The following is a 23,229-nucleotide window of genomic DNA, read 5'->3' as shown; positions in this document are numbered from 1 at the left end:
TCCTCAAAATTCATTTTTCAATAAGGATTATATAAAAAAACCACGGTCAAAAATTGACCGTGGCGTAATTGTATCGTATTTGTCGTAAATGTCGTGATTGGAGTGAAACTTTATGCATGATGCACTAGATGGAGTAATACACGCGTCCTAAAAATGCCGTCTTGTGCAGCGAAGTCTGCCATGCCATTGTACTTTTCAGCAGCAAAAAAGATACTTTGTGTTCCGGTTCCGCCACCTGTTTTCTCAGATTTTGGGAACCCATTTTCAAAATGAATAGAATCCGAACATGAATTTTCAACAACGATGTGGAGTTTACCTGCACCGTTGTAAACAGTATATGCAATCTTTATGGTGATAAATTTTTCTCGATCGCTTGGGCATTTCAAACAGCCTTCCACCGCATTTTCAAATGAATTCGCGAGGATACAAACTAACGAGATGTCGTCCATCGGAAGATTGGCAGGAATATTCGCATCCATTTCTATTTTAATATCGTGTTCTTTTGCTCGAGCTTCCCATCTTGATAAAATCGCATTTGCAGCTGAATGTTCACAAATGCCTGCTAAAACATCATTTTCAGTTCTTTGCGTCTGAGCATTTAGATAAGCGATTGCGTCCTTTTCTTTACCACTTTCCAACATAGACAGTAATGTATCGTAGTGATGACGCAGATCATGTCGATCCCTACGAGCTGCATGGATTGCATGTTTCTGTGCATCAATCTGCTCTTCCCACATTTTATTTTGAATCGATAAAATATGTTCTCGATCCTGACTTTCATATTTTTTAACAATCGCGCTAATGGACTGATAGATTAACCAATAGACCCCTAAAAATACCAGATAAGAGGTTGCGACGAGATACCACCGCCTGTCTGCTTCATACCAATAAATCCGCGGAATATATAAAATCGCAAGTTCTAAAACACAAAAGAAAAAAGAGGCTAGCGTGATTAAATACCATTCAACTTTTAACATATTCACGAGTCTGCGAAAGCGAGGCCTTAAATATTTGAAATTGAAGAACAAGAGTGCACCAAAAAAAATCGTTCTGAATATCAAGTACTGAATCTGGTGAATTAGACCTGACGCTTCTGTGGTACAAACATACGCGAGATAACAAATCCCCATGTGCAAGTTAAATTGAGTAAACAAAATAAACAATGAAACAGTCCATTTATCTGCCGAACAGATGAGAATCAATATGAGACACAATCCAATTTCGATCGGAAGAATCAAACGTTCTGCCATTTCTTGACCATATTGGAATAGAAAACCGAAATATGTCACTGTAATCATCAAATATAATGCAATCGTTATCGTAATCCGTTTGGCTTTTGGCTTCTTAAATTTTATCAGTGAAAATAAATACAGAGCTATAAAAGCTGCTGTTTGTAAAAATCTCAAAAATACCAATCCACCTAGTACCAATCCCATTTAAGACCCCTTTCAGCAGCTACAGCTGTAATCCATGTATTTTTTTTTCAGTTCCATGTATTTTCTACTGAGAGTGGGAATGCTGGTACCTGTTGAAAAAGCAATATTTTTTGATGTTAGCTCAACAATATAGTCCATATTTAAAATATAGGTACTCCCGCATTTGTAAAAACGCGATTCTTTTTCAATCAATTCAAATAGTTCTGTTGAAGACTTTCGAACACTGATGATTCTACCATCTAATAAATGTATCTTTTGGTCATGATTAACCGTTTCTGCATAAACAAAGTGATTTAAGTCAATTCGGCAAAATCCATCCTTTGATTTGACCGTTATATTGGCAACTTCTTTATGTTTCATAGTATTCATCACCTTATCCATGGCTGAAAAAAATGACGTCTCTGAATACGGCTTCACCAGATAATGTGCCGCGTTTAATGAAAATGCATCCACCGCATGGTCACGTGATGTTGTCAGAAAAATAATCTGACACGCATCGCCTTCCGCTCTCAATTCACGCGCCACATCCGTTCCAAGTATACCATCCATATAAATATCGAGAAGCAACACATCAAATCTACCGTGTCTATTCACGTACGTCAGGAGTTCGATCGGCGCTGAAAAGCAATGTATCTCCATTTGATATTGTGGGTGTTCAAATATATATTGTTTCAGCAAATCATTCGCTCGTTCAATCTGCTGTTTTTCGTCGTCGCATATTGCTATACGAATCATTGGTACGCTCCTTCATCTTTTCGTTCTTTAATCATATACATTTGAGGAGCGTTTGTAAATAATTAAGACACTATGATGAGATAAAAAATGAAACTATGACTGTTCGTTTTTCAGTGCGAGTTTGTTTGCAACTAAATGCACCATAATCAATCCCAATCCTGATAATAAAAATATAAATTTCATCACTAATTTAGCATCTGTAAACAACACGTTTGATAATAACTGAAAGTTCCAAATTTCCATTTCTGAATCGCTCACATTGACCAATCGAAGTACCGCTTGAATCAATGTAAGCCACCTTCCACAATATAAGATAATGGTCGTGGAATGAATCGCGACTATTTTTCTCAATTCAAATTTGGGTTTTCTATGTAGGGATACTAAGCAGATGACACTTCCTAAAATTGCAGATCCTATAAATGCAACATCCCAAATACTAGAATAGATCATCGTTTTGACATTAAACGCTCTATTTCCTTTCATGTATTCAAAGATCGTGAGCATATTTCCACCCTTATCATAATAAATTCGATAAAGTCCAAGCAATATCACTAAAACAAAATAAACTCTTAATAAACTCGATGTAACTTTTCTTAGATTTCCAACACTTTGCTGTTTCTCTAACATGATGTCTCCTCTCAAAATAGAAGTGTCAAAGCGGCATATCAGAGACGCTTTGACAATGCATTTATCAGTATAACAGATAGGTTCAAGTGAAACATTAAAAATCTATGAAAAATAGTGTTTTATCAAACAATAATCACACCTCAAATGGATTACTAACCATTTGAGTAAAAAACAAAAGCCCTGACAAAAAAATCAAGGCTTTCGTTTAACATCGTTAAAACTTATTTAGATATACTTATTTCATATAATGCCTTTAAAACTAAAGATAAAAAAAGTAATATCAAAAATATCTTGCTTTTACCCTTTGCAGATTTTACATCATTAAAAAATTCAATGGCAAACTTAGTTCCAACGCAAAAAGTAATAAGTAAAAAACATACACCACCAAAAAATGGCAATAGTATCGTATAATCCGTTATTGTTTCATAAAACATTCCAACTAAAGCTAGTGAGATTGTCGCTAACGTAGCTAAAATTAATGGAACGAATAGCACCCAATTATCTTTCTTCATCTTTCCTCCAAAATTAATATTAAAACCACTTTTTTAATCAAATATTTTACTTGCAAATTCTATAATAGCATCCTTTGCACTATAATAACAACCTACAGCATCTTTGGTAATACTTATAACAAGTTCTTTATTAGTGTGATAATTGTTCATTTGTTCCATTGCATATATTGTATCTGTTGGTCCAAAGAAACCTCGCGTCCACTGCGGTTTCATAAGTTCTGGTACAGCTTTAGCAATTGCCTTAGCACTTGAATAAATATCAGCCACATAAAAAGCTGCAGCACCAGCTATTTCACCAATTTTTTCCCCTTTGGAACCATCACCAGGTAATCCTAGATCTACAACTTGACCAATTGCTTTACCCACTGGTTTATAAACATTATCTTTTAAATAATTTTCTTGGCCAACTTCTTCCCATTCACCATTAAATACATGACCAAAATCACTTATACCATTTCCAACAGAATTTACACCATGTGCAACACCCACTGTTCCACCTATAGCAGCGCCAAGGCCTCCAGTTTTAATCACATATAAAGCTGACACTATCGTAGTAGCAGCTCCAACAGCAACTTCGGACGTTGAATAAGCTACTTTACCTACTTTACCGAGTATACTCGTTTCTTTGACTTCATTTGAGTTTTTTACATTTTGCATCTGTTCTTTTGTTTTAATTAACTGCGTATTTTTATCCTGAGTAGCTTTCTTATTGGCTTCAATTTTCGCCCCGCCACTCTTATTTTTTGCTTTCGATACCTCAATATCTTTTATATCTTTTTTGATCTGTTCTTGTTTCGCTTTATCTTTCTTGTTTTGTGTACTGTCATTTGTGATGGTTACATTCTTGTTACTTTTGCTTGTGACTGATTTTGACTTCGCCGTTGTTGTGGTTTTGTCATTTCGACCACCATCTGCCATGTAACTCATGGTTGCGACATTCCCTGTTGGGTCTGTATACGCGATCGGATTGTTATGACAATACGAGTATCGGTTCAGCGACAATGGATCTTTGCGATCGCCGGTTACTGAGTCTTCGGTTAAGAATCTCGCGATTTTGGCGTCGTAGTAACGTGCATTGAGGTAGTACAGGTCGGTTTCTTCGTCGTATTGGTAGCCTGCGTAGCGGTATGGGTTGGTGATGGCTTCGCTTTCGTGTTTTTCTAAGGTGTTGCCCCATACGTCGTAGTAATAGCTGCCGACAATGTCGCCTGTTTCGCTGAGTAAAGCAGTTACGTCACCATGACCATTGTACATGTAGTATACCTTAGTTTCTGCCATTTCTCTAGAGAGAAGGTTGGTGCCAAAGGTATTTTTTGCTACTTGGTTGCCTGCTCCATCGAGTTCGAGGATGATTTTGTCGCCTTCGTAGAGGTATTTCGTCACTGTGGCTTCATCCTTGCCGCGCGTTTTGACGGATTTATCTGTACGCAGACCAAATCCATTGTAGCCATAAGTGGTCTTGTTGACTCCGTCGTCACTTGATTTTAGCTGGTTAAAGTTATTATAGGTGTAGATTGTGACGAGGTTTTCGCTCGCTTTTCCCTTTTCCAGTACAAATGTCGGCTTATTTCCGGCAGTTGCTGCTTTGATGGCCGTTTTTGATTGACTGGTCATATTGCCTACGGCGTCGTAGTTATAGACTGTTTTTACGGTATCATCTGTTGCAGCTGTGCGCGTTTCGGTTTGGGTGAGGCGATTATTGGCATCGTAGGTGTAGTGTGTGTCTTGTACGAATGCTTCGCCTGAGTATTTTTGTTCTCTGATGCGGTTGCCTGCTTTGTCGTACGTGTAGACTGTTTTGACGCCAGTTGGTTCTTGAACTTCTGATAGGCGGTTCAGCTTGTCGTAGACAAAGTTCGTGGTGCCTTTTGCATCGGTTTTAGATGTTTGATTGCCCGCTGCATCGTAGGTGTAGCTGTACTGGTCGATGAGGGTGCCATCGGCTCTAAGGTTGATGAGCGCCGTATTTTGACCAATTTTGTTATACGTGTAAAGTTCTTTTGAACCATCCGGATAGGTCACGCTTTTTCGGTTGCCATTGTCATAGTAATCAAAAGAAGTGGTTTGACCTGAGTCGATTACCCGAACAAGGCGATTCGCTTTGTCGTAGACTTTTTCTGTGACGCCACCTTTTGGATCGGTTGTTCTCTCTGCAAAATAACCAAGGGGACAAGGGTGGGTAAGTAATATTGGCTCTAGGTGAACCAGTCTCCGTAGCAAGAGTATACTCTATCAGAAACAGGTAACTTATGGAAAAAGGCTTAACTATCTCGAAGTCGTGTGTGTGATATTAACTCTGACTCAACTCGATTACAAGTCTAACTTTAAGGAAAATGTTAAAACATTATGATTCAAAAAATAATAACAGCAGAGAAAGAAAAGTATTAAAACCTTTTTCTTCTCTGCTGTTGATTGATAATTATGGTTTTAGTTCTGGTCAGTCCATCTAGGATTTTCGAGAAACCGTTGCCCCACCTTTAACCCCCCTGTCGCGTCCCAGTTTACCAGAAGCCAAAAAAAGCTATCAAGTAGGGGTTCACCATGAACCGAGAGGGTAGTTGAGAAAGACGATGTTTTTTTCCATAACTCATTGGAACTAATGGGATAAGAGATCATCTTGCCTTTGTGTGCCACGTGTTCGCCTGTGTCGCCTTTACTAGTCCTCAGTCGAGCAAGGATGCCACTAGGGATAATCAACGCCGATTTCAGAGCTAAGTGACCGATTGTTTCGCGAGTAGCCATTCAGCCATGTGACGGCTAAAGCATTGCCGTTAGTGGCGTCTGAGTTTATTCGCCCGCCTGTCTCACACGTTCGCACTGTGTGCCGTTTTCTCATCCCGAGTGGAGCAAAGATACCACTGACGATATGAAACGCCTGTTTGGAGCGAATTGGGCTAGCATTCCACTTCTCCTTTTAGGTCAAGACCACTTCCTGATCAAATATTATTTTGGTGTAGGATAAAGGAAGGTGGTCGCACGCTACCACCTTCCAGTGACTTTCGCCGGCAGTTACGACGATTCAAAGATTCTTGATACGGGGTCGAAATGACCCTTTGTGTGTCAAGTGGATGGTCAGCAAAACCGAGACCCTGCCAAATTCCGACCTTTGCTAGTTCACATAGAGGTAAACCCAGTTGATTCTCTAGATAATAAGCAGTACAGCACCATTAGATCCAATTGTTATAGCTAAAATCGATTAGGCTCATGTATATCCGTCACTATTTTAAATGATTCTACATCAGAAAGTAAGTACGACTCACCTACGAATATTTCTTCCCAAATCCAAACGAAAAAGTCTCTGGCATTTTCAGGTGCATCAAAAGGTGGAAGACATGACTCAAATATTCTTAGAAAATCAATTTCAGATTTCGTGAGATAATAGCTAAGAGCAATCTTTGATTTTTTCTTTTTAACTTCTCCTAGATTTTTAAACGGTTCTACCAAAGTTTCTCTAATTAAAAGTTTATATTGATTCTCATTGATCAACTCAACATTCTGATAATGCAAGACAGCTTCATCATCATCCCCAAGACCTGCTATTGGAATGAGAAACACATCTATAAAATATGGATTTACTGTTTTCATTGAACCTCCCTATTTGCTTTATTGTTATTTTATTGGCGTTAATTTAGGATACAGCGTGAGCAGCTCACCATTCTTAAACACTGCTTGGACATTTGTTGTTTGAATTAAGTCTCCTCCACCTTTAGCATAGCCTTCACCAATGACATTTCCTAAATTGAACGAAAAACTTGTTTGACCAGTTTGACGATAAATCGTCTCTGCACGCTGTACAGCATTAAATTCTACTTGATTACTCAAAAAACGTGAAGAATCAACAGCTCTACCTGCAAAGCCGTCAGGAGTTAAACCAGTTGTAGCACGAATATATTGTTCTTCAAGCGTTGTACCTGCGCCATGCCTTGAGAAATAGTGTGCACCTGGTGTTCCATTTTCCATTTTAGCCAGCTGCCTTGCTGCATTCTCTTCAATTTTTGCAGCGAGGTTCCCCCCACATTCAATGGTATTATCAACATTATTCGTAACTGATTTAAATACATCATCTCCAATGTCATCATAAACATTAGTAATGATAGTTTCATTATACATTGTAGTTAAACCGATTACAGTTGATGCACCAATTGTCATTACAGCGGCTTGAAGTTGATACTTTTGCATATCTCTTTCTCTTGTAAGATTTGCTTCATTAACAATACTTGGAATCATATCCACAGTATTTTGTATTGCATCCTTATAAACCATCTCAATAGAATCAGACATTGCATTGAAGTATGCTGTCTTTGATTCAGGACTTAAATTCGCAAATCCTAACTCCAAATTCTTCTGTAACTCTGCATCATCTACTATATTACCAAGTTGTATCATACCACTATTTGTTGATTTATTAGTTGAATTGTTTGGTTTAGTTTTACTCACATTATTAGAATTTTTCTCATCTTGCATTGATGTCTTTAAGGCATTTAAACCATTATTTTGAGCTTTAACAGCGTTCTTATTGGCTTCAATTCTCGCCCCACCACTCTTATTTTTTGCTTTCGATACCTCAATATCTTTTATATCTTTTTTGATCTGTTCTTTTTTCGCTTTATCTTTCTTGTTTTGCGTACTGTCATTTGTGATGGTTACATTTTTGTTACTTTTGCTTGTGACTGATTTTGACTTCGCTGTTGTTGTGGTTTTGTCATTTCGACCACCATCTGCCATGTAACTCATGGTTGCGACGTGTCCTGTCGGATCTGTATACGCAATCGGATTGTTATGACAATACGAGTATCGATTCAATGACAATGGGTCTTTGCGATCGCCGGTTACTGAGTCTTCGGTTAAGAATCTTGCGATTTTGGCGTCGTAGTAACGTGCGTTGAGGTAGTACAGGTCGGTTTCTTCGTCGTATTGGTAGCCTGCGTAGCGGTATGGGTTGGTGATGGCTTCGCTTTCGTGTTTTTCTAAGGTGTTGCCCCATACGTCGTAGTAATAGCTGCCGACAATGTCGCCTGTTTCACTGAGTAAAGCAGTTACGTCACCATGACCATTGTACATGTAGTATACCTTAGTTTCTGCCATTTCTCTAGAGAGAAGGTTGGTGCCAAAGGTATTTTTTGCTACTTGGTTGCCTGCTCCATCGAGTTCGAGGATGATTTTGTCGCCTTCGTAGAGGTATTTCGTCACTGTGGCTGCATCCTTGCCGCGCGTTTTGACGGATTTATCTGTACGGAGACCAAATCCATTGTAGCCATAAGTGGTCTTGTTGACACCGTCGTCACTTGATTTTAGTTGATTGAAGCTATTGTAAGTGTAGACTGTGACGAGGTTTTCGCTCGCTTTTCCCTTTTCCAGTACAAATGTCGGCTTATTTCCAGCAGTTGCTGCTTTGATCGCCGTTTTTGATTGACTGGTCATATTGCCTACGGCGTCGTAGTTATAGACTGTTTTTACAGTATCATCTGTTGCGGCTGTGCGCGTTTCTGTTTGGGTGAGGCGATTATTGGCATCGTAAGTGTAGTGGGTGTCTTGTACGAATGCTTCGCCTGCGTATTTTTGTTCTCTGATGCGGTTGCCTGCTTTGTCGTACGTGTAGACTGTTTTGACGCCAGTTGGTTCCTGAACTTCTGATAGGCGGTTCAGCTTGTCGTAGATAAAGTTTGTGGTGCCTTTTGCATCAGTTTTAGATGTTTGATTGCCCGCTGCATCGTAGGTGTAGCTGTACTGATCGATGAGGGTGCCATCGGCTCTAAGGTTGATGAGCATTGTGTTTTGACCAATTTTGTTATACGTGTAAAGTTCTTTTGAACCATCCGGATAGGTTACACTTTTTCGGTTACCATTGTCATAGTAATCAAAAGAAGTGGTTTTACCTGAGTCGATTACCCGAACAAGGCGATTCGCTTTATCGTAGACTTTTTCTGTGACGCCACCTTTTGGATCGGTTGTTCTCTCTGCAAAATAACCCGTTTCAAGTCCAGTGGTGAGGTCATATGCGTAGTTTGAAACGCCGATGTCTGGTACGGATTTGCTAAGTGCTCTACCTGCTTCGTCGTATGTCCACGTGGTCAGACCGGCTGCATCTTGCATGGTGATGAGATTGCCAATGGTGTCATAGGTGTTCTCGATTGCGTCGTTTGCATTGGTTAGCACGGATAGCGGTGTGCTACTGTTTGTTACGACTTCTTTTTTGATGACGCGACCAAGTGTGTCGTATTGTGTGTTTGTTAAGCGATTTAATTGGTCTTTTACTGCGATTAAGTTGCCATCGTAATCGTAGCTATAGGCGATTGTGTTCGATTCAGCTGACGATACGCTCGGCTGGATGGTGCGTTTTACTTTATTTCTTGCATTGTATTCATAGACAGTTGTGCGTCCATTGCCATCGGTTTGGGATAGGATGTTGCCATTTCCATCGTACGTGTAAAGTGTGCCCTCGCCAAGTGCATTTAAGACGGATTTCAATCGATTGGATGCGTCGTAATCGTATCTTGTTTTATTTCCAAGACCATCGATTTTTGCAGTGATGTTTCCTAGTACATCGTATTCTAGTTTTTCACTGTTTCCTTCTTCGTTGATGGTTTCGATTTTTCGTCCATTTGAATCATATTTGAATACCTTCACTTGATTCATGGCGTCGATGGACATGATTTGTGCATCGTTTAAGTTGTATTCGAGTTTTTCTGTACTTACGCCGTTTGCGTCGATTCTTTCCACCAATCGGTTCAGTGCGTCATATACGTTGGTTTGACGATTTCCGAGCCAGTTTGTGGCAGTGAGTTGATTGCTATTTAGGTCATAAGTGAAGGTAGATGTTCTTTGTGCGCCTCCGATTTCTGTGGTGGATGCGATGAGTCGGTCTAGTTTGTCGTAAGTGTTTACGGTTATATGACCGGATGGATCTTTTGTGGTTAAGACGTTGCCGTTAAAGTCATAGGTTTTTTCAGTGACTTGGACAGTTGCGCCTTTGCCGTCTTTTACAGTTGTTTTAATTGGATTGCTTTGATCATTATACTCTGTTAACACGGTTTTGTCATACTGACAATCGATTTCTAAGTTTGTGAAATCATATAAGTTACCGGTTACTTCTTTTGTGAGATTGCCAAGTTTATCGTATTGGTACGACGATATTTTGGATGCGATTGAGCTGTCCCCTAAATAGAATACATGACTGACTTGATTCATGTTATTGTATCTAAACTCAGTTGCATTGCCATTGGCATCTTGTGTTTTTATGACTCTACCCATTTGATCGTATGTGCTTTTTGATTGAACTGTACCGTTGAGTTTTGTACAAATCAGGTTGTTTGCATCGTCGTATTCATAGGATAGTTTATTCTTTTTGGCATTTGTTTCAAGAATTTTTCTGCCGAGTCCGTCGTAGGTATAGGTTACGGTTGCGTTGATAGCTGCTTTTTTTGTTTCTGCATCGCGAATGCTCGTCACCAAACCTGCGAGGTTATACGTCGTTTCAGTTCCATATCCAGATGTGATTTTATCTTGTATTGAGCTTCCTGTTCCTGATAAAAAGCCTTCTCCAGTTAACTCTTTAATAACTCTTGATGCATTGTCGTATTTATAGGCTTTTGCGACATATTCTGTCCACTGATGTTCCCACGTGCTATTTGACGTGTTGTAATGCATTTTTTCATATTTATGCGTCACTGCAATGACTTGATTCATCACGTCATAGGTATAGGAAGTATGTGCCATTTGGCTAATTTCTAGCCCTTCTTTATAGCTTTCAGGCAAGACGGCAATCGTTCTTCTGCCAGCTCTGTCGTAACTATAAAGATTAACTCCACCCATTGCGTCGGTTTGTTTGATGAGATTATTTTGTGCATCATAAACAAATGTCGTTTGATGACCTTCTGTATCCACTTCAGAGACAACATTTCCAGATAAGTCATATGATTTTGTTGCTGTTACTTTTTTTATGACGCCATTATGATCTTTTTGATCTTGAGTTACTTTTGTTGTTTGATCCATCACGTCATAGCTGTACTGAATGATACTGCCATCTGGTTTGATGGTTTGAATCATGTTGCCATTTAAGTCATAGACATATTGCGTTTTGATGACGCCATCGGTATATCCTTCCGATTTGAAAAGATCTTCCATTGAAACGGTATATGATTCTTCGGTTTTTCTGCCTGCATAGTCATATTTGAATGAAGTCGTTTGGCTGAGTGTATCGTTCACCTTTTGTGTTTGTGAACCAACGTTTCCATTTTCATCATATGCAAATGTTGTGACTTGATTTCCCTTACTTTGTTTTTTTACTTTTCCGTCAAGGTAGTATTCGTAAGTTTCTGTTACAAATGTGCTCGGAACGATACCTAAAGCAACTAATCCTTTACCAATACTTTTTTCAGTAACTCTTCCTGCTTTGTCATAAACATATTTTGTGCAGCTATAGAGTGTTCCGTTGTATTCTACAACCATCGGTTCATAGGTTTCTTTTAATCGACCGAATCCGTCATAGAAATACTTTGTTGTTGCGCCATTTTTTGCAGTTGAGTTTGATACAGTCCCATCTGGATTGTATTCAATTTTCTCTCTGGCTCCGTTGGGATATTGAACTTCTACTACACGTCCTTTAAAATCATAAACGGTTGTTGTTGTAGCAGTATCCGTGTCATTAAGGTATACAGTTTCAGAGTGTTGCCAATCTCCTGTATCTTTCTTCCCATAATAATGACTGTTCAATTTGACTTCTGGTGCGTTTGCATTTGCTTTATAATAAGTTTCTTTAACTCGATCAAGTGAGTCGTATACATATCTGTAAACAGACCCGTTTGTTTTGATTTCTTTTGTTATATTTCCATAAATATCATATTCAAATGCTGTAAATCCACCATTTGGGTACGTGATTTTTTCGAGATTACCGCTTGGATAATACGACAATTTTCTGCCTTCACTGCCCGTATAATTATCAGCTGAAAGATCCGATGCTACTTTGTATTCATTTGGTGAAATCTCTTTGATCTTTTGACCTACTTTGTCATAAACGATTCTGGTTATGCCACCATCTGCATTTTTCGTTTTGATAAGTAGACCATTTGAGTCATAGGTATACTCAGTTCGGTTCTTATTTGGTGCAATTTCTGCTGTTTTCCATCCAATTGTATTGTATTCATAAGCTGTTTTTCTGCCTTCTTCATCTGTTATGGATGCGATATTTCCATATTTATCATATGTGTATGTTACCGTGCTGTCCATTGGATTTTTGGTGCTTTTCAGCAGTCCAGCGACATTACAACCAAATAGCGATAATGCTTCTGCTTTTGTATAGTACGTCTTAGTCGAACGGATATAATCTGAACTTGGTGTGGTTGTAACATTATAATTCACACCCTTTTTAACGGTTGTTTCACTTAAAAGATTGACTTTATTTGCATCATAAGCATAATACGTGGTTATATTGTTGCCATTTGTTTTTTTGATGAGATTATTTTTATCATCATATGCGAATGTCTCAATGGTCGAATCAGGATAGATGATTTTCACGACATTTCCAGAACTATCTACGTCATAAAGAGTTACATTGCCGTACTTGTCTTTTCGCATACGAACATCACCATAAACATTTTGTCCGTTTGTCGACAGGTACTCTGTATATTCATTTAAACCTTCTGGATCTTGGACACGCACTGTGTACATCGACGTATCAAAAAAATACGTCCATTTTCTTCCGCCATTATCTGTAACAGTCGTCTTACGTTCTGTCATGTTATACGTGTATGTCCATGTTGCGCCATTTGCATCTTTTCCACTGATGACTTTATGTTGTGTATCACCCGCTGCATGGCTATACGTTAATTCTTGTATCGTGTTGAGGTAATGATCTTTTACCGAATTCAAATAACCGCTTGAATCATAACCGTAATTCATAACGGATCCGGCTGGATCTACTACTTTAATTAATCGTTTGTTTGAATCGTACTCGTATCGTATGATTCTATTTTGTGGATCTTTGATATTGTCAATTAGACCAGATGCATTGTACTGAACCGTGTATGTTCTTCCAACTGTATCTGTCACACTCAGTACTTTTCCATTTGAATCAACGGATATACTTAATGTGTTGCCATCTTTATCTTTCATGGCAGTCATATGGCCTGATGCATTAAATATATAACTGTATTGATCTTGCGTTTTAAGTACTGAAGTTCCATCTGCATTTTTTACAAAACTTGCACGAGTATCTTCAGGTTTGTAATAGCTGCCATCTTTTGTAAATCGATGTGTACTTCCGGTTGGAAGTTTGATTTCGATTAGATTGGTTCCCGTTAAACTTCCTTCAAAGCCAAAGGTCCAGCCCCGTCCAAGAAGTGATGTTTTCTCATCTCTTGAGTTATAAGTACGGCTAATGTTCACCTTAAAGCCCGGAGAAGAAATACTCATATCTGTAGCAGTAAATGAGAAGTTACCAGATGCTGGATTAATGCCACCTTCTCCATAGTGAAGTTTCTCTTTAAACCTTACAAGCTGATCTTGAGTATACCAAGTATCACCTTCACCTTCACCGTTATTTAACAGTGTATCATCTCCTGCATTTGGACCGTTGTAATCATCTTTAGCACTCACGGTTTGAGATAATGCCCCGAATGCATCCAGTCTACCGCCACTGGTCACTTTACTCGTTAAGGCATCACACGGTCTTGCAAAATTGATGATTCGATTTTTAATTTCACTTATGGTTATGTCTTTATTTTGATCCATCAAAAGAGCAGCTACACCCGAAACAAACGCCGCAGATACAGACGTTCCATTAAAATAATTATACCCTTTATCTGGAGTTGTACTTAATACGTTTGTTCCTGGAGCTGCAATATCTACAGAACTACCATAATTTGAGAAGTTTGATAAAACCCCCATCGTATCATGTGAGGTGACTGATATAATATTGGCTAAGTCAAATGCTGCTGGATATACGGGTAATTCTTTGACATCACCGCCTCTATTTCCTGCTGCTGAAATAAATAAAATCCCGCTATTTTCCATAGCGTCTTTTAACGCTTGGTTATTATCCGTTCCACCAAAGCTACAATTGATGACTGTTACGCCATTTGCCATGGCATATTCAATCGCTTCAATGGCATCGCAAGTATAACCCGTGCTACCACTTATAAATTTGAGTGGCATGATTTTTACTTTTGGCGCGACACCAACAACACCTAAATTATTTTCTGCTGCCGCAATGATACCAGCGACATACGTACCGTGAATATCCGCTTCTGCTGAGTCATAGACTTTCGCATTATCACCTGCAAAGTCCCATCCACTCACGTCATCGATATAACCATTTTGGTCATCATCGATGCCATTACCAGCGATTTCATCTGAATTTACATAGATATTGTTGACTAAATCAGGATGTGTAATGTCGATGCCTGTATCTAGTACTCCAATGACGATTTCTTCTGATCCTTTTGTAATATTCCAAGCGTTAAGAATATTAATATCTACGCCAGATCTTGGATTTTTACCTTGTACTTCTTGACCTTCATTTAATAGTCCCCATTGTTGAGTAAATTTCTCATCCGAGTATTCTGTGAGTACCTCTAACGGGTAATTAGGTTGTGCATAAGCAACATTTGGGTCTTTTTTGAGTTCAGCTAATACTTTGTTTACATCTGTTCCCTCTTTGACTTCGACTACGCTGATGTTATCTTCTGTTAACACGCGATTTGTTTCGTATTCCAAAGGTTTCTGTTTTGATTTTGTATTTGTCTTTGTGTTTGTCTTAGTGCTTGACTTTGTGCTTGATTTTGTGCTTGCACTTGCAGTTAACATCACGTTATCTGCTTTTAATTTCGTACTTGATGGCTTTATCTTCGTTTCGTCTTTGTACTTAACGATGATTTCATTATTGCCTCGAAGTTCATAATCCGAATTTTTCTTTCCTTGTTTCAGTTCGGTGTCTTTTTCTTCTGTACTGTTTACTTCAGAAGTCTTTGTTCCACTTCCAGTCTTGGTCTCGCCAAATGATATATGTTGAACAGCACCTAGTGATTGCGTCATGATTAACGACACTATCAGCACCACTGCCAATATCTTTTTGGTTATATTCATCTATTTATCCCCCTATTGGACACTGTATTTAATTTGAGTCTGACCACCTTTTAAGGCTTTAAATTTAAGTGCATTTATTAAACCTGACCATTCTTTTCCATATTGAATGGTTGTTTTCAGTTTGAAAACAATTTTCCCCGGTTCAATACTTAATACGATTAGATCCGTTCCTTTAATATTTCCAACACTTAACTCCATTCCTTCACTTAAACTATAACAATCCATTAATTCAAGAGATTCCTTGTCATATTCAATTGTGAATGTGTAATTTGTGAAGTCTGTTACGGCACTTCCTTTTAAAGAAATATCAAATATTTCATTTTCATCTGTTTGTACCGCTAATTCCAATGGTGCTGATTGTACTCTTAAGGATTCTGTCCAATCACTTTTGGCTTTTGAATCATTTTTCGCTCTGATTCTGACATTCGCTGCCATTCCTGGATCGATTTTATCAAGTACATACGTCAATTCTTTTGTCGTTCCAACAATAAAGCCATCAACTTCAATTTCATATTGTGTTGCTAAATTGACTGCGTTCCATTTTAGAACGACAGCTCCATTTTCTACACTATAAGTGACATCAGTAGGTTTCTCAATGCCTGTTGAGCATGAAATAACACCACTGTATGGACTTTCAATGTCATTTTTTACTGCACATACACTCATTGATATCAAGGTTGCTTCTGCAAGGTCATTGATGGTTATTTCTGGGATATCTACTGAAATCGGTACTTCTGAGTCACCAATTTTCACCAAATATGAGCTTGCTCCGTCTATTGGATCCCATTTGAAATTAACACTGGAATTTGTTGATGTTCCCACGATATTGAGCGGTACCCCCGGTACTCCTTCTTGAGTAAAGACTGTCTTCGCCTGTGACCATACACCTTTTATTCCATTACAAATAACGCGTATTTGGTAGGTATGTTCTGATAATGGTGCAAGACCGCCATCGATATAGCGCGTCTCCATGCCAACAGGTACAATTGAATTGTCAATCATGAGTTCATATCCTGTTACGCCATCCACTTTATTCCAAGCAAGATAGATTGCGTCATTTGATGCTGAAAATGCAATATTGACAAGTGTTTGAGGTTGTTTTGGTTCAGTACTAAAGTTGATTGCGTCGCTCCAATCGCTTACAATCGTTCTTCCTTCGTCATAGATGGTTCTAACTTCAATTGTGTATGAAGTGTTTTCTACAAGATTTTCAATTGTCACTAGTGGTTTATTCGTAAATTTTGGCTCTTGTCCATTTAATTTGTATTCGTATCCAAAAACATTTTTGCCGTCTGTGTTCAGGATATTTTCCCACGAAACAAGTGCACTCGTGCTATTCGCATCGACTCTGATATCACTTACTGTCGCGATTACTTGGTTAAACGGTTTTATTTCAAGATTAGAAGACCATTCACTATAGCCACCTTGATTATAAGCTCTTATTCTAAAAGTATTTGTTTCGTCGAGTTTTGATTGTTCATAGAAAAATTGATTTGTGTTTCCTATGTCATTTATCTCGCCATTGATTTCAATTTCATATCCGCTCGCACCTTCAACATCTTTCCAGTTTACAAATGTGCCGATTCTTTTTGCTTGCGATGAAAGCTCTTTTACAGATGAAGGCAAAGTTGTGACGAGTGTTGGGTTATTGTAAATGACCTTGTTATCTGCATAAATCGTCCCAATTTTAACGCTGTATGAATGTCCTGATATTAGATTTTCAAGCTTCACACTTGTTGTCGTGAGGTTATCAAAAATAAGTGTGTCATCAAGTTTCACCGTATAGCCTATTGCCTCTGGTATAGCTTGCCATTCTAAGTTAACTGATGTTTCCTCAGAACTTGTGCTGTTTATTTTTGTACTTCCTGATACTTCACTTAAAGTTAAAACGGTTGATTTGATACTCCAATCGCTTTGTTCGAAATTATTGGTTGCTTTAACTCGGATTTCATATATGGATGAAGAGGTTAAGTTTGCAATTTCATAAGAAGTTTCAACCGTTGTGCCTACTTCAGTACCATTGAGTTCAACTATATAGGAAGTAGCACTTGTTGAAGGATCCCATTTAGTTTCAATTTTATTTTCATATGGAATCAGAACTAAATTGGTTGGAACTGATGGAATTCCCATTTTAGTTTGTATCGTTTTTAGTTCGCTCCATTCACTTTTACCGCCTTCGTTTCTAGCACGAACCCTATACGAGTAATACGAACCCGGTTCAAGTCCATTCATGGTAAATTGATTGCTTAAACTTGCATTACTAATCTTTCCGTCAAACTCAACTTCGTATCCAGTGACGTTGTTAAGTTCGTCCCAAGTTAGACTAACTGAAGTTTTAGTCGCACTTGGCAGGATGTTCGTCGGTTTATCTGGCGCTTTTGGCAATGTTCTTTTCTTCATAACAAGGCTAGGCGCTCCTTCACCAGATTCATTGATTGCATATATTTGATAAGCGTACTCAGTATTCGCTTTCAGTGGAGATTCTGGCAAAATACCTTGATCTGCATAGGTCGTCTTATCTAGCGTTGCAATCGTTACTCCATCTCGCGTTATTCGATAAGATGTGGCATTTCGAACCGGATCCCATTTGAGCGTTATACTTGAATCTTTTGATGTTGAGATTAAGTTTATTGGGCTTTCGGGTTTTGGAATGAGTGTTTTGGCTATTTTATCTTGAGTAGCGTTAGAATTTGCTTCCACACTCTGACTATTTTTAGCCTTTACTCTAAATGCATATTCTGTATTTTCTTTTAAACCTGTAATTCTTGCAGATTTAGAATAGCTCCAATCCGTTGTTTTAAATGGAACAGTGCTTTTCACTTGATTGACAATCTCATATGCTTCCACTTTATACTGTACGGTGCTAGGGTTTGGATTTGTATTCCAGATTAAATCTAGCGAGTTGACGGTTATATTAGTGGCTTGAATTTCTGAAGAACTCACAGGTGATGGTAGTGAGTATATAGAAAAGCTTTTACCATAGCCCGTACTACGACCATTGACAATAGCACTCACTTTAATTTGATAATTCCTGTTATAATTGGCATTACAATTATAATTATAATGAAACATTCGCTTACCCGTTAATGAATCAATCTCAATAATTGAGCTTGCACTAACTGGATAATAGATGTCTGTTCCGTTAACATTAATATAATAGTAAGTTGCACCTGGAACTTCATCCCATACAATATCTAATTGCTTATCAATTGCACGGGCACGCACATTGGTTAAATCTGTCGATACCGCAGTTACAACGCTAGAATAATCATTGGTACCATAAGCATTTTTAGCTTTAACTTTTATAGAGTAGTTACTATTTGGAGTTGTTTTTAACGTATACTGATATCCAATATAGTTGGAATCAATATCAACTCCATTCACATTTATAATATATGCCGTCGCATAAGAAACCTGAGACCATGAAAAAGTAATTTTATCAGGTTCTACTTGATTTAAACTTACACTCGCGTATCCAACCGGTGGTGTATTGAGTGTAGTTACTTGAATTTCATCAGAGAATGGCGAAAAACCCTCTTCTTCTGCAGCATCTTGCTTAGCTCTCGCTTTAAGTGTATATGTTGTTGACGGCGAAAGAGTCCATAGTTTAATATTACTTTCATCAAATCGATTACTAGAAATTGTCGCAGAGGTCGACCCATCTAATTGTACATAATCATCATCCACTTTAATTTCATGCCAAAGAGTAGGATTTAAACCATTAATTGTAAATCCAAAAGGTTCAATGTTGGTCACATATAATTGTGGCGTATCCGGTAGAATATAACCACTTGTAATAATCTTTGTAACATTGCCGGCAACATCTCTAACCATTATTGTTATTCCTACTACTTCATTCGAAATAGGTAAGTAATTTGTTCGATATGAACTATCCGCATACCAAATCGATTGATATTCAATCCCTCGACAATTAATTGAGGATGCATATGGAGTGGTATTTAACCCTGATTCATCATCATATGCTTCTACCTCTAATAGACAACATTCAGTTCCAGGTATCACACTATAACCTTCGATTTTAGGTGGTGTATTATCTACATTTAAGTCCATAGTTACCATACTCATAAGCGACTTGCCATCAGAGACTTCAACTCTAAATCTATGCTTACCATCAGATAATCCTACGGTATTAAACCCTTTGTCGAATTTTAATTTTACAAAGGTACTTGTTCCAGTTATTTCTTTTGTTTCAACCGGTGTACGATTATAATCTATATAATACGAACATGTTAATTTGTCATTTTCATTATCTTGTACGTATATTTCAGGATAAATCCAACTCCTAACGTATTTTCCTTCCTTAGGAGAATCAATTCTGACAACCGGTGATGTAGATATTTCTTGAGCTCTCATTAACCCAGAACCCAGAATACCATTTTGAATTTGGGAATTCGGTAAAAATTCCTCGTTATCTATCATGCCAAACTGTCGTGCATTAAGTTTGTCAAAAGAGAGACGGGCGTTTAATATTAAAGTTTTCGAAAGTTCTTTACCTTCAGATTGTCTCCCATATAGCAATGATTTCAACTGATTTGCGCTTAACCTTGGGTCAGCACTTTTTAATAAAGCAGCGACTCCAGCCACTTCTTGAGCAGCGATTGATGTCCCTTCTGTCACAAAGCAATTTCCTTGTAAATCATAGGATGCAATATTCACACCTGGTGCAAGGATATCTAATCCATCTCCATAATTTGAAAATGTTGCAAGCTTATTATTTTCATCGCATGCTCCTACAGCTACAACTGACGGAATAGCTGCTGGATAATAAACGGATGATTTTCCTGCGTTCCCAGCAGATGCCACCACTAATATTCCATTTTGCTCAGCTTTTTTCACTGCAGCATGGATACTTTCAGAATATTCATCACTACCAAAACTCATGGTGATAATATCCATTTTATTATCAATCGCCCATTCAATCCCATTAATAACAGCACTGTAATTACCTACTCCGTCTTTGTCCAGTACCTTGACAGAATACAGTTCAACATCAGGGGCAAACCCCACTAGTCCGGTGTTATTGAGATTGGATGCCAATACACTTGCCATTTTAGTTCCGTGTCCATTGTCATCGGAATAATCAGAGCATCCATCCACAAATGAAACACCGCCAGCTAGGTCGATATCATGACTATTTGTATTGATACCCGTATCAAAAACGGCAACTTTTATGCCTTTTCCTGTAATGCCCATTTCATGTAGTTCATTCACTCCTGTACTGAGTAAATTCCAACCACTTTGCTCTTGATTTGAGTTACTTAAAGTGCAATCAAAATTGTTAATATTGCCATCATTTTCAAGCATGCTAAACTCATTGTCAATTTCAATTGATTTGATCTTAGGATTCTTTTGCAAAGCATTATATTCAGTTTGAGTAACTTCCATTAAGTATGTATTGTTACTTTCCAACTGTTTATAACTAATTACATTCTTTTTACGAACCTCCTTTCTTATCATGTCATCGATGTCTTTGAATTCATCATTAAACTGAATAATGACTTTTAACAAATCATCTTGTTGATCATTTTTGTAAGATTGACTTAAATTCGAAGTAAAACCCACACCTGGAAAAGATGAGAGTAAGACTAGAAAAACAAGAATCATACTAAACTGCTTTTTGAATCGTCGTTTCATAAATTTCCTCCATAATTATTTTTTTAAAAATTAAAATTAATTATAAAAATTAATTTTATAATTATTATATCAGAAACGTATCTATTTTCTTAATTTCAATATTATTCTGAATAATTACATTTTTGCAATAGATTATACAAACATTACTATCTCTATACTTCTATCAAGACAGCATTTTGACAATTTTTTACTCACCCTATTTAACACTGATAATTGCTTTACTCTTTCAAATAAAAAAGTGCTTTGAATGATTTTACAGACATAGTCTCAAATCAAACAAAACACTACTTGCCACTCATTTTTATTAAAATTTTCCCGAACGTTGCCATTTACATTTTTCCGTTCCATCATACTTACAATATTCCATTTACACATATGAATATCCATACGTTCTCACTTGGTCCTCGACATTGTCTGCAGCCACCAGCACATATGGATATTAGTACTCTCTCACTTAGTCCTCGACTATCGTCTGCGGAAGCGTTCGTGAGTACTAATATCTATATGTGCTGGTGGAATGTGGGAGATTAAGCGATGGAAGCGTTGAAAAGACGGATTTTAGCTCGTTCAATAATTCCTAAATCATCCACATTGAGTTCATACTTGCAGTTTAACATTCCCACAATATCAGCATCATTTAATTCTATTAATTCAGATAAAATTTCATCAAAGGTTCTCATTACTTTGGCTCATTTAGTTACGCATGGCAATAGACGTTGCGGATTAGCGTATACTCACGTACTACGAAGAACAAATATAGCTACATTCGCATAAAAAAAGCGCCATCAACCGATTCTATTGGCTCAGCCTGAATCAGTTAAAAGCACTTTGTTTTTTTACATCACATCATCCCCACATTCCTCTAACACATATGAATATCAGTATACTCGAACGCTTCCACTTCATGTCTTCCACATGTCTCACGGCATGTTGATAAACAAATACATTTGAACGCTTCCATCCGCTTCTCCCCACATTCCTCTCACACATATGAATATCCCATACGCTCGAACGCTTCCATCCGCTCCTCCTCACATTCCTCTCACACATATGAATATCCCATACGCTCGAACGCTTCCATCCGCTCCTCCTCACATTCCTCTCACACATATGAATATCCATACGCTCGAACGCTTCCATCCGCTTCTCCCCACATTCCTCTCACAGCTATGAATATCAGAACTCTTGAACGCTTCCGCAGACGCAGTCGAGGACTAAGTGAAAGAGTACTGATATTCATAGCTGTGAGAGGCCGCAGACGCAGTCGAGGACTAAGTGAGAACGTACGGATATTCATATGTGTGAGAGGCCGCAGACGCAGTCGAGGACTAAGTGAAAGAGTACTGATATTCATAGCTGTGAGAGGCCGCAGACGATAGTCGAGGACCAATCGAAAGCACACTAATATTCATATGCGTGAGAGGAATGCCCCTCTCTACATCGTATGCCACTTAAAGTTCTTAACCCCAACCGTTAGACATAACAGCATTGTAATTACGATTGCAGTTAATGGAATCTTTGTGCCTACCGAGATTAGTAACATGAGCTGCGAATAAAAAGCGATGGTCGAAAAAGTATTGTACTGTTCAAAGCTATTTGAATAACTTGTGAGCAAAATTACGAGCGCAAATTCGAATAAATTGAGAATCAAGAATGCCCCCAAGATGCGCGTCATGCTCGACAGAAAAAACACGCTTTGTGCAAGATAGATGGATACAATCATAAGTCCCATAACATATAAAATTTCAAAGACAAGTGTGCTGATGCAAATGCCTATCATGACTTGTAGCGGTTTAAATCCCATGAGCTGATACTTAATGAGAGAGCCACTTTGCTTATGTGATACAAAAGTGCCACCAAATTGGTAGAGCAACATTTGAATCGGTGCAATTGCCACAAATGAAATTAGCATATTTGTTGTTACGCCATAACGATAACTGTTATATACATATAATGCGATTGGAATCACGAACATAAATAACATGTGATTCAGATTTTTCCTTTGATTATTAAATAAATACACCGCTAATGCGAAACTTTTTTTCATTGTACTCCTCCAATTAATTTATGATGATGCTTGCATATGACACCTTACAAATAGAAAATGAACTTACTCTTGAAATACTAGTGATATTCTGTATCTGAACATAATAAATAATAAATTCTACCGTACCGGTTTTATT

The 23,229-nt window shown here is 38.0% G+C and carries 10 protein-coding genes; all 10 read right to left on the bottom strand.

Annotated elements, in window-relative coordinates:
* Window positions 1-110 precede the first annotated feature (110 nt).
* Window positions 111-1,436, bottom strand: a complete 1,326-nt coding sequence (locus ACZ41W_RS00875) for a sensor histidine kinase (RefSeq protein ID WP_464313006.1) — start codon at window positions 1,434-1,436, stop codon at window positions 111-113.
* A 12-nt stretch (window positions 1,437-1,448) separates the two neighbouring features.
* The gene (locus ACZ41W_RS00870) at window positions 1,449-2,171 is read right to left on the bottom strand and encodes a LytR/AlgR family response regulator transcription factor (RefSeq protein WP_464313005.1); all 723 of its coding nucleotides are present in this window, start codon (window positions 2,169-2,171) and stop codon (window positions 1,449-1,451) included.
* A gap of 93 nt (window positions 2,172-2,264) precedes the next feature.
* Window positions 2,265-2,798, bottom strand: a complete 534-nt coding sequence (locus ACZ41W_RS00865; protein WP_464313004.1) for a hypothetical protein — start codon at window positions 2,796-2,798, stop codon at window positions 2,265-2,267.
* Between the two features lie 221 nt (window positions 2,799-3,019).
* A complete protein-coding gene (locus tag ACZ41W_RS00860; protein ID WP_464313003.1) occupies window positions 3,020-3,310 on the bottom strand; it encodes a hypothetical protein in 291 nt (96 codons plus the stop codon).
* A 33-nt stretch (window positions 3,311-3,343) separates the two neighbouring features.
* Window positions 3,344-5,530: an RHS repeat domain-containing protein gene (locus ACZ41W_RS00855; protein WP_464313002.1), complete on the bottom strand. Its 2,187-nt coding sequence runs from the start codon at window positions 5,528-5,530 to the stop codon at window positions 3,344-3,346.
* 966 nt (window positions 5,531-6,496) lie between these two features.
* On the bottom strand, window positions 6,497-6,895 hold the full coding sequence (locus ACZ41W_RS00850; RefSeq protein ID WP_464313001.1) for a hypothetical protein: 399 nt from the start codon (window positions 6,893-6,895) through the stop codon (window positions 6,497-6,499).
* 24 nt (window positions 6,896-6,919) lie between these two features.
* Window positions 6,920-15,391 (bottom strand): S8 family serine peptidase, encoded by an 8,472-nt coding sequence (locus ACZ41W_RS00845; RefSeq protein ID WP_464313000.1) that lies wholly within the window; start codon window positions 15,389-15,391, stop codon window positions 6,920-6,922.
* Window positions 15,392-15,403: 12 nt separating this feature from the next.
* Window positions 15,404-21,046, bottom strand: coding sequence for a S8 family serine peptidase (locus ACZ41W_RS00840; protein ID WP_464312999.1), 5,643 nt, complete (start codon window positions 21,044-21,046; stop codon window positions 15,404-15,406).
* A gap of 527 nt (window positions 21,047-21,573) precedes the next feature.
* The gene (locus ACZ41W_RS00835; protein WP_464312998.1) at window positions 21,574-21,726 is read right to left on the bottom strand and encodes a hypothetical protein; all 153 of its coding nucleotides are present in this window, start codon (window positions 21,724-21,726) and stop codon (window positions 21,574-21,576) included.
* Between the two features lie 755 nt (window positions 21,727-22,481).
* Complete coding sequence (locus ACZ41W_RS00830; RefSeq protein ID WP_464312997.1) at window positions 22,482-23,093, bottom strand: hypothetical protein; 612 nt, start codon at window positions 23,091-23,093, stop codon at window positions 22,482-22,484.
* Between the last annotated feature and the right edge of the window lie 136 nt (window positions 23,094-23,229).

The sequence above is a fragment of the Fusibacter fontis genome (assembly GCF_055378735.1).
The sequence above is the reverse complement of the archived record's forward strand: the minus strand, read 5'-3'. Positions and strand labels throughout refer to the sequence as shown.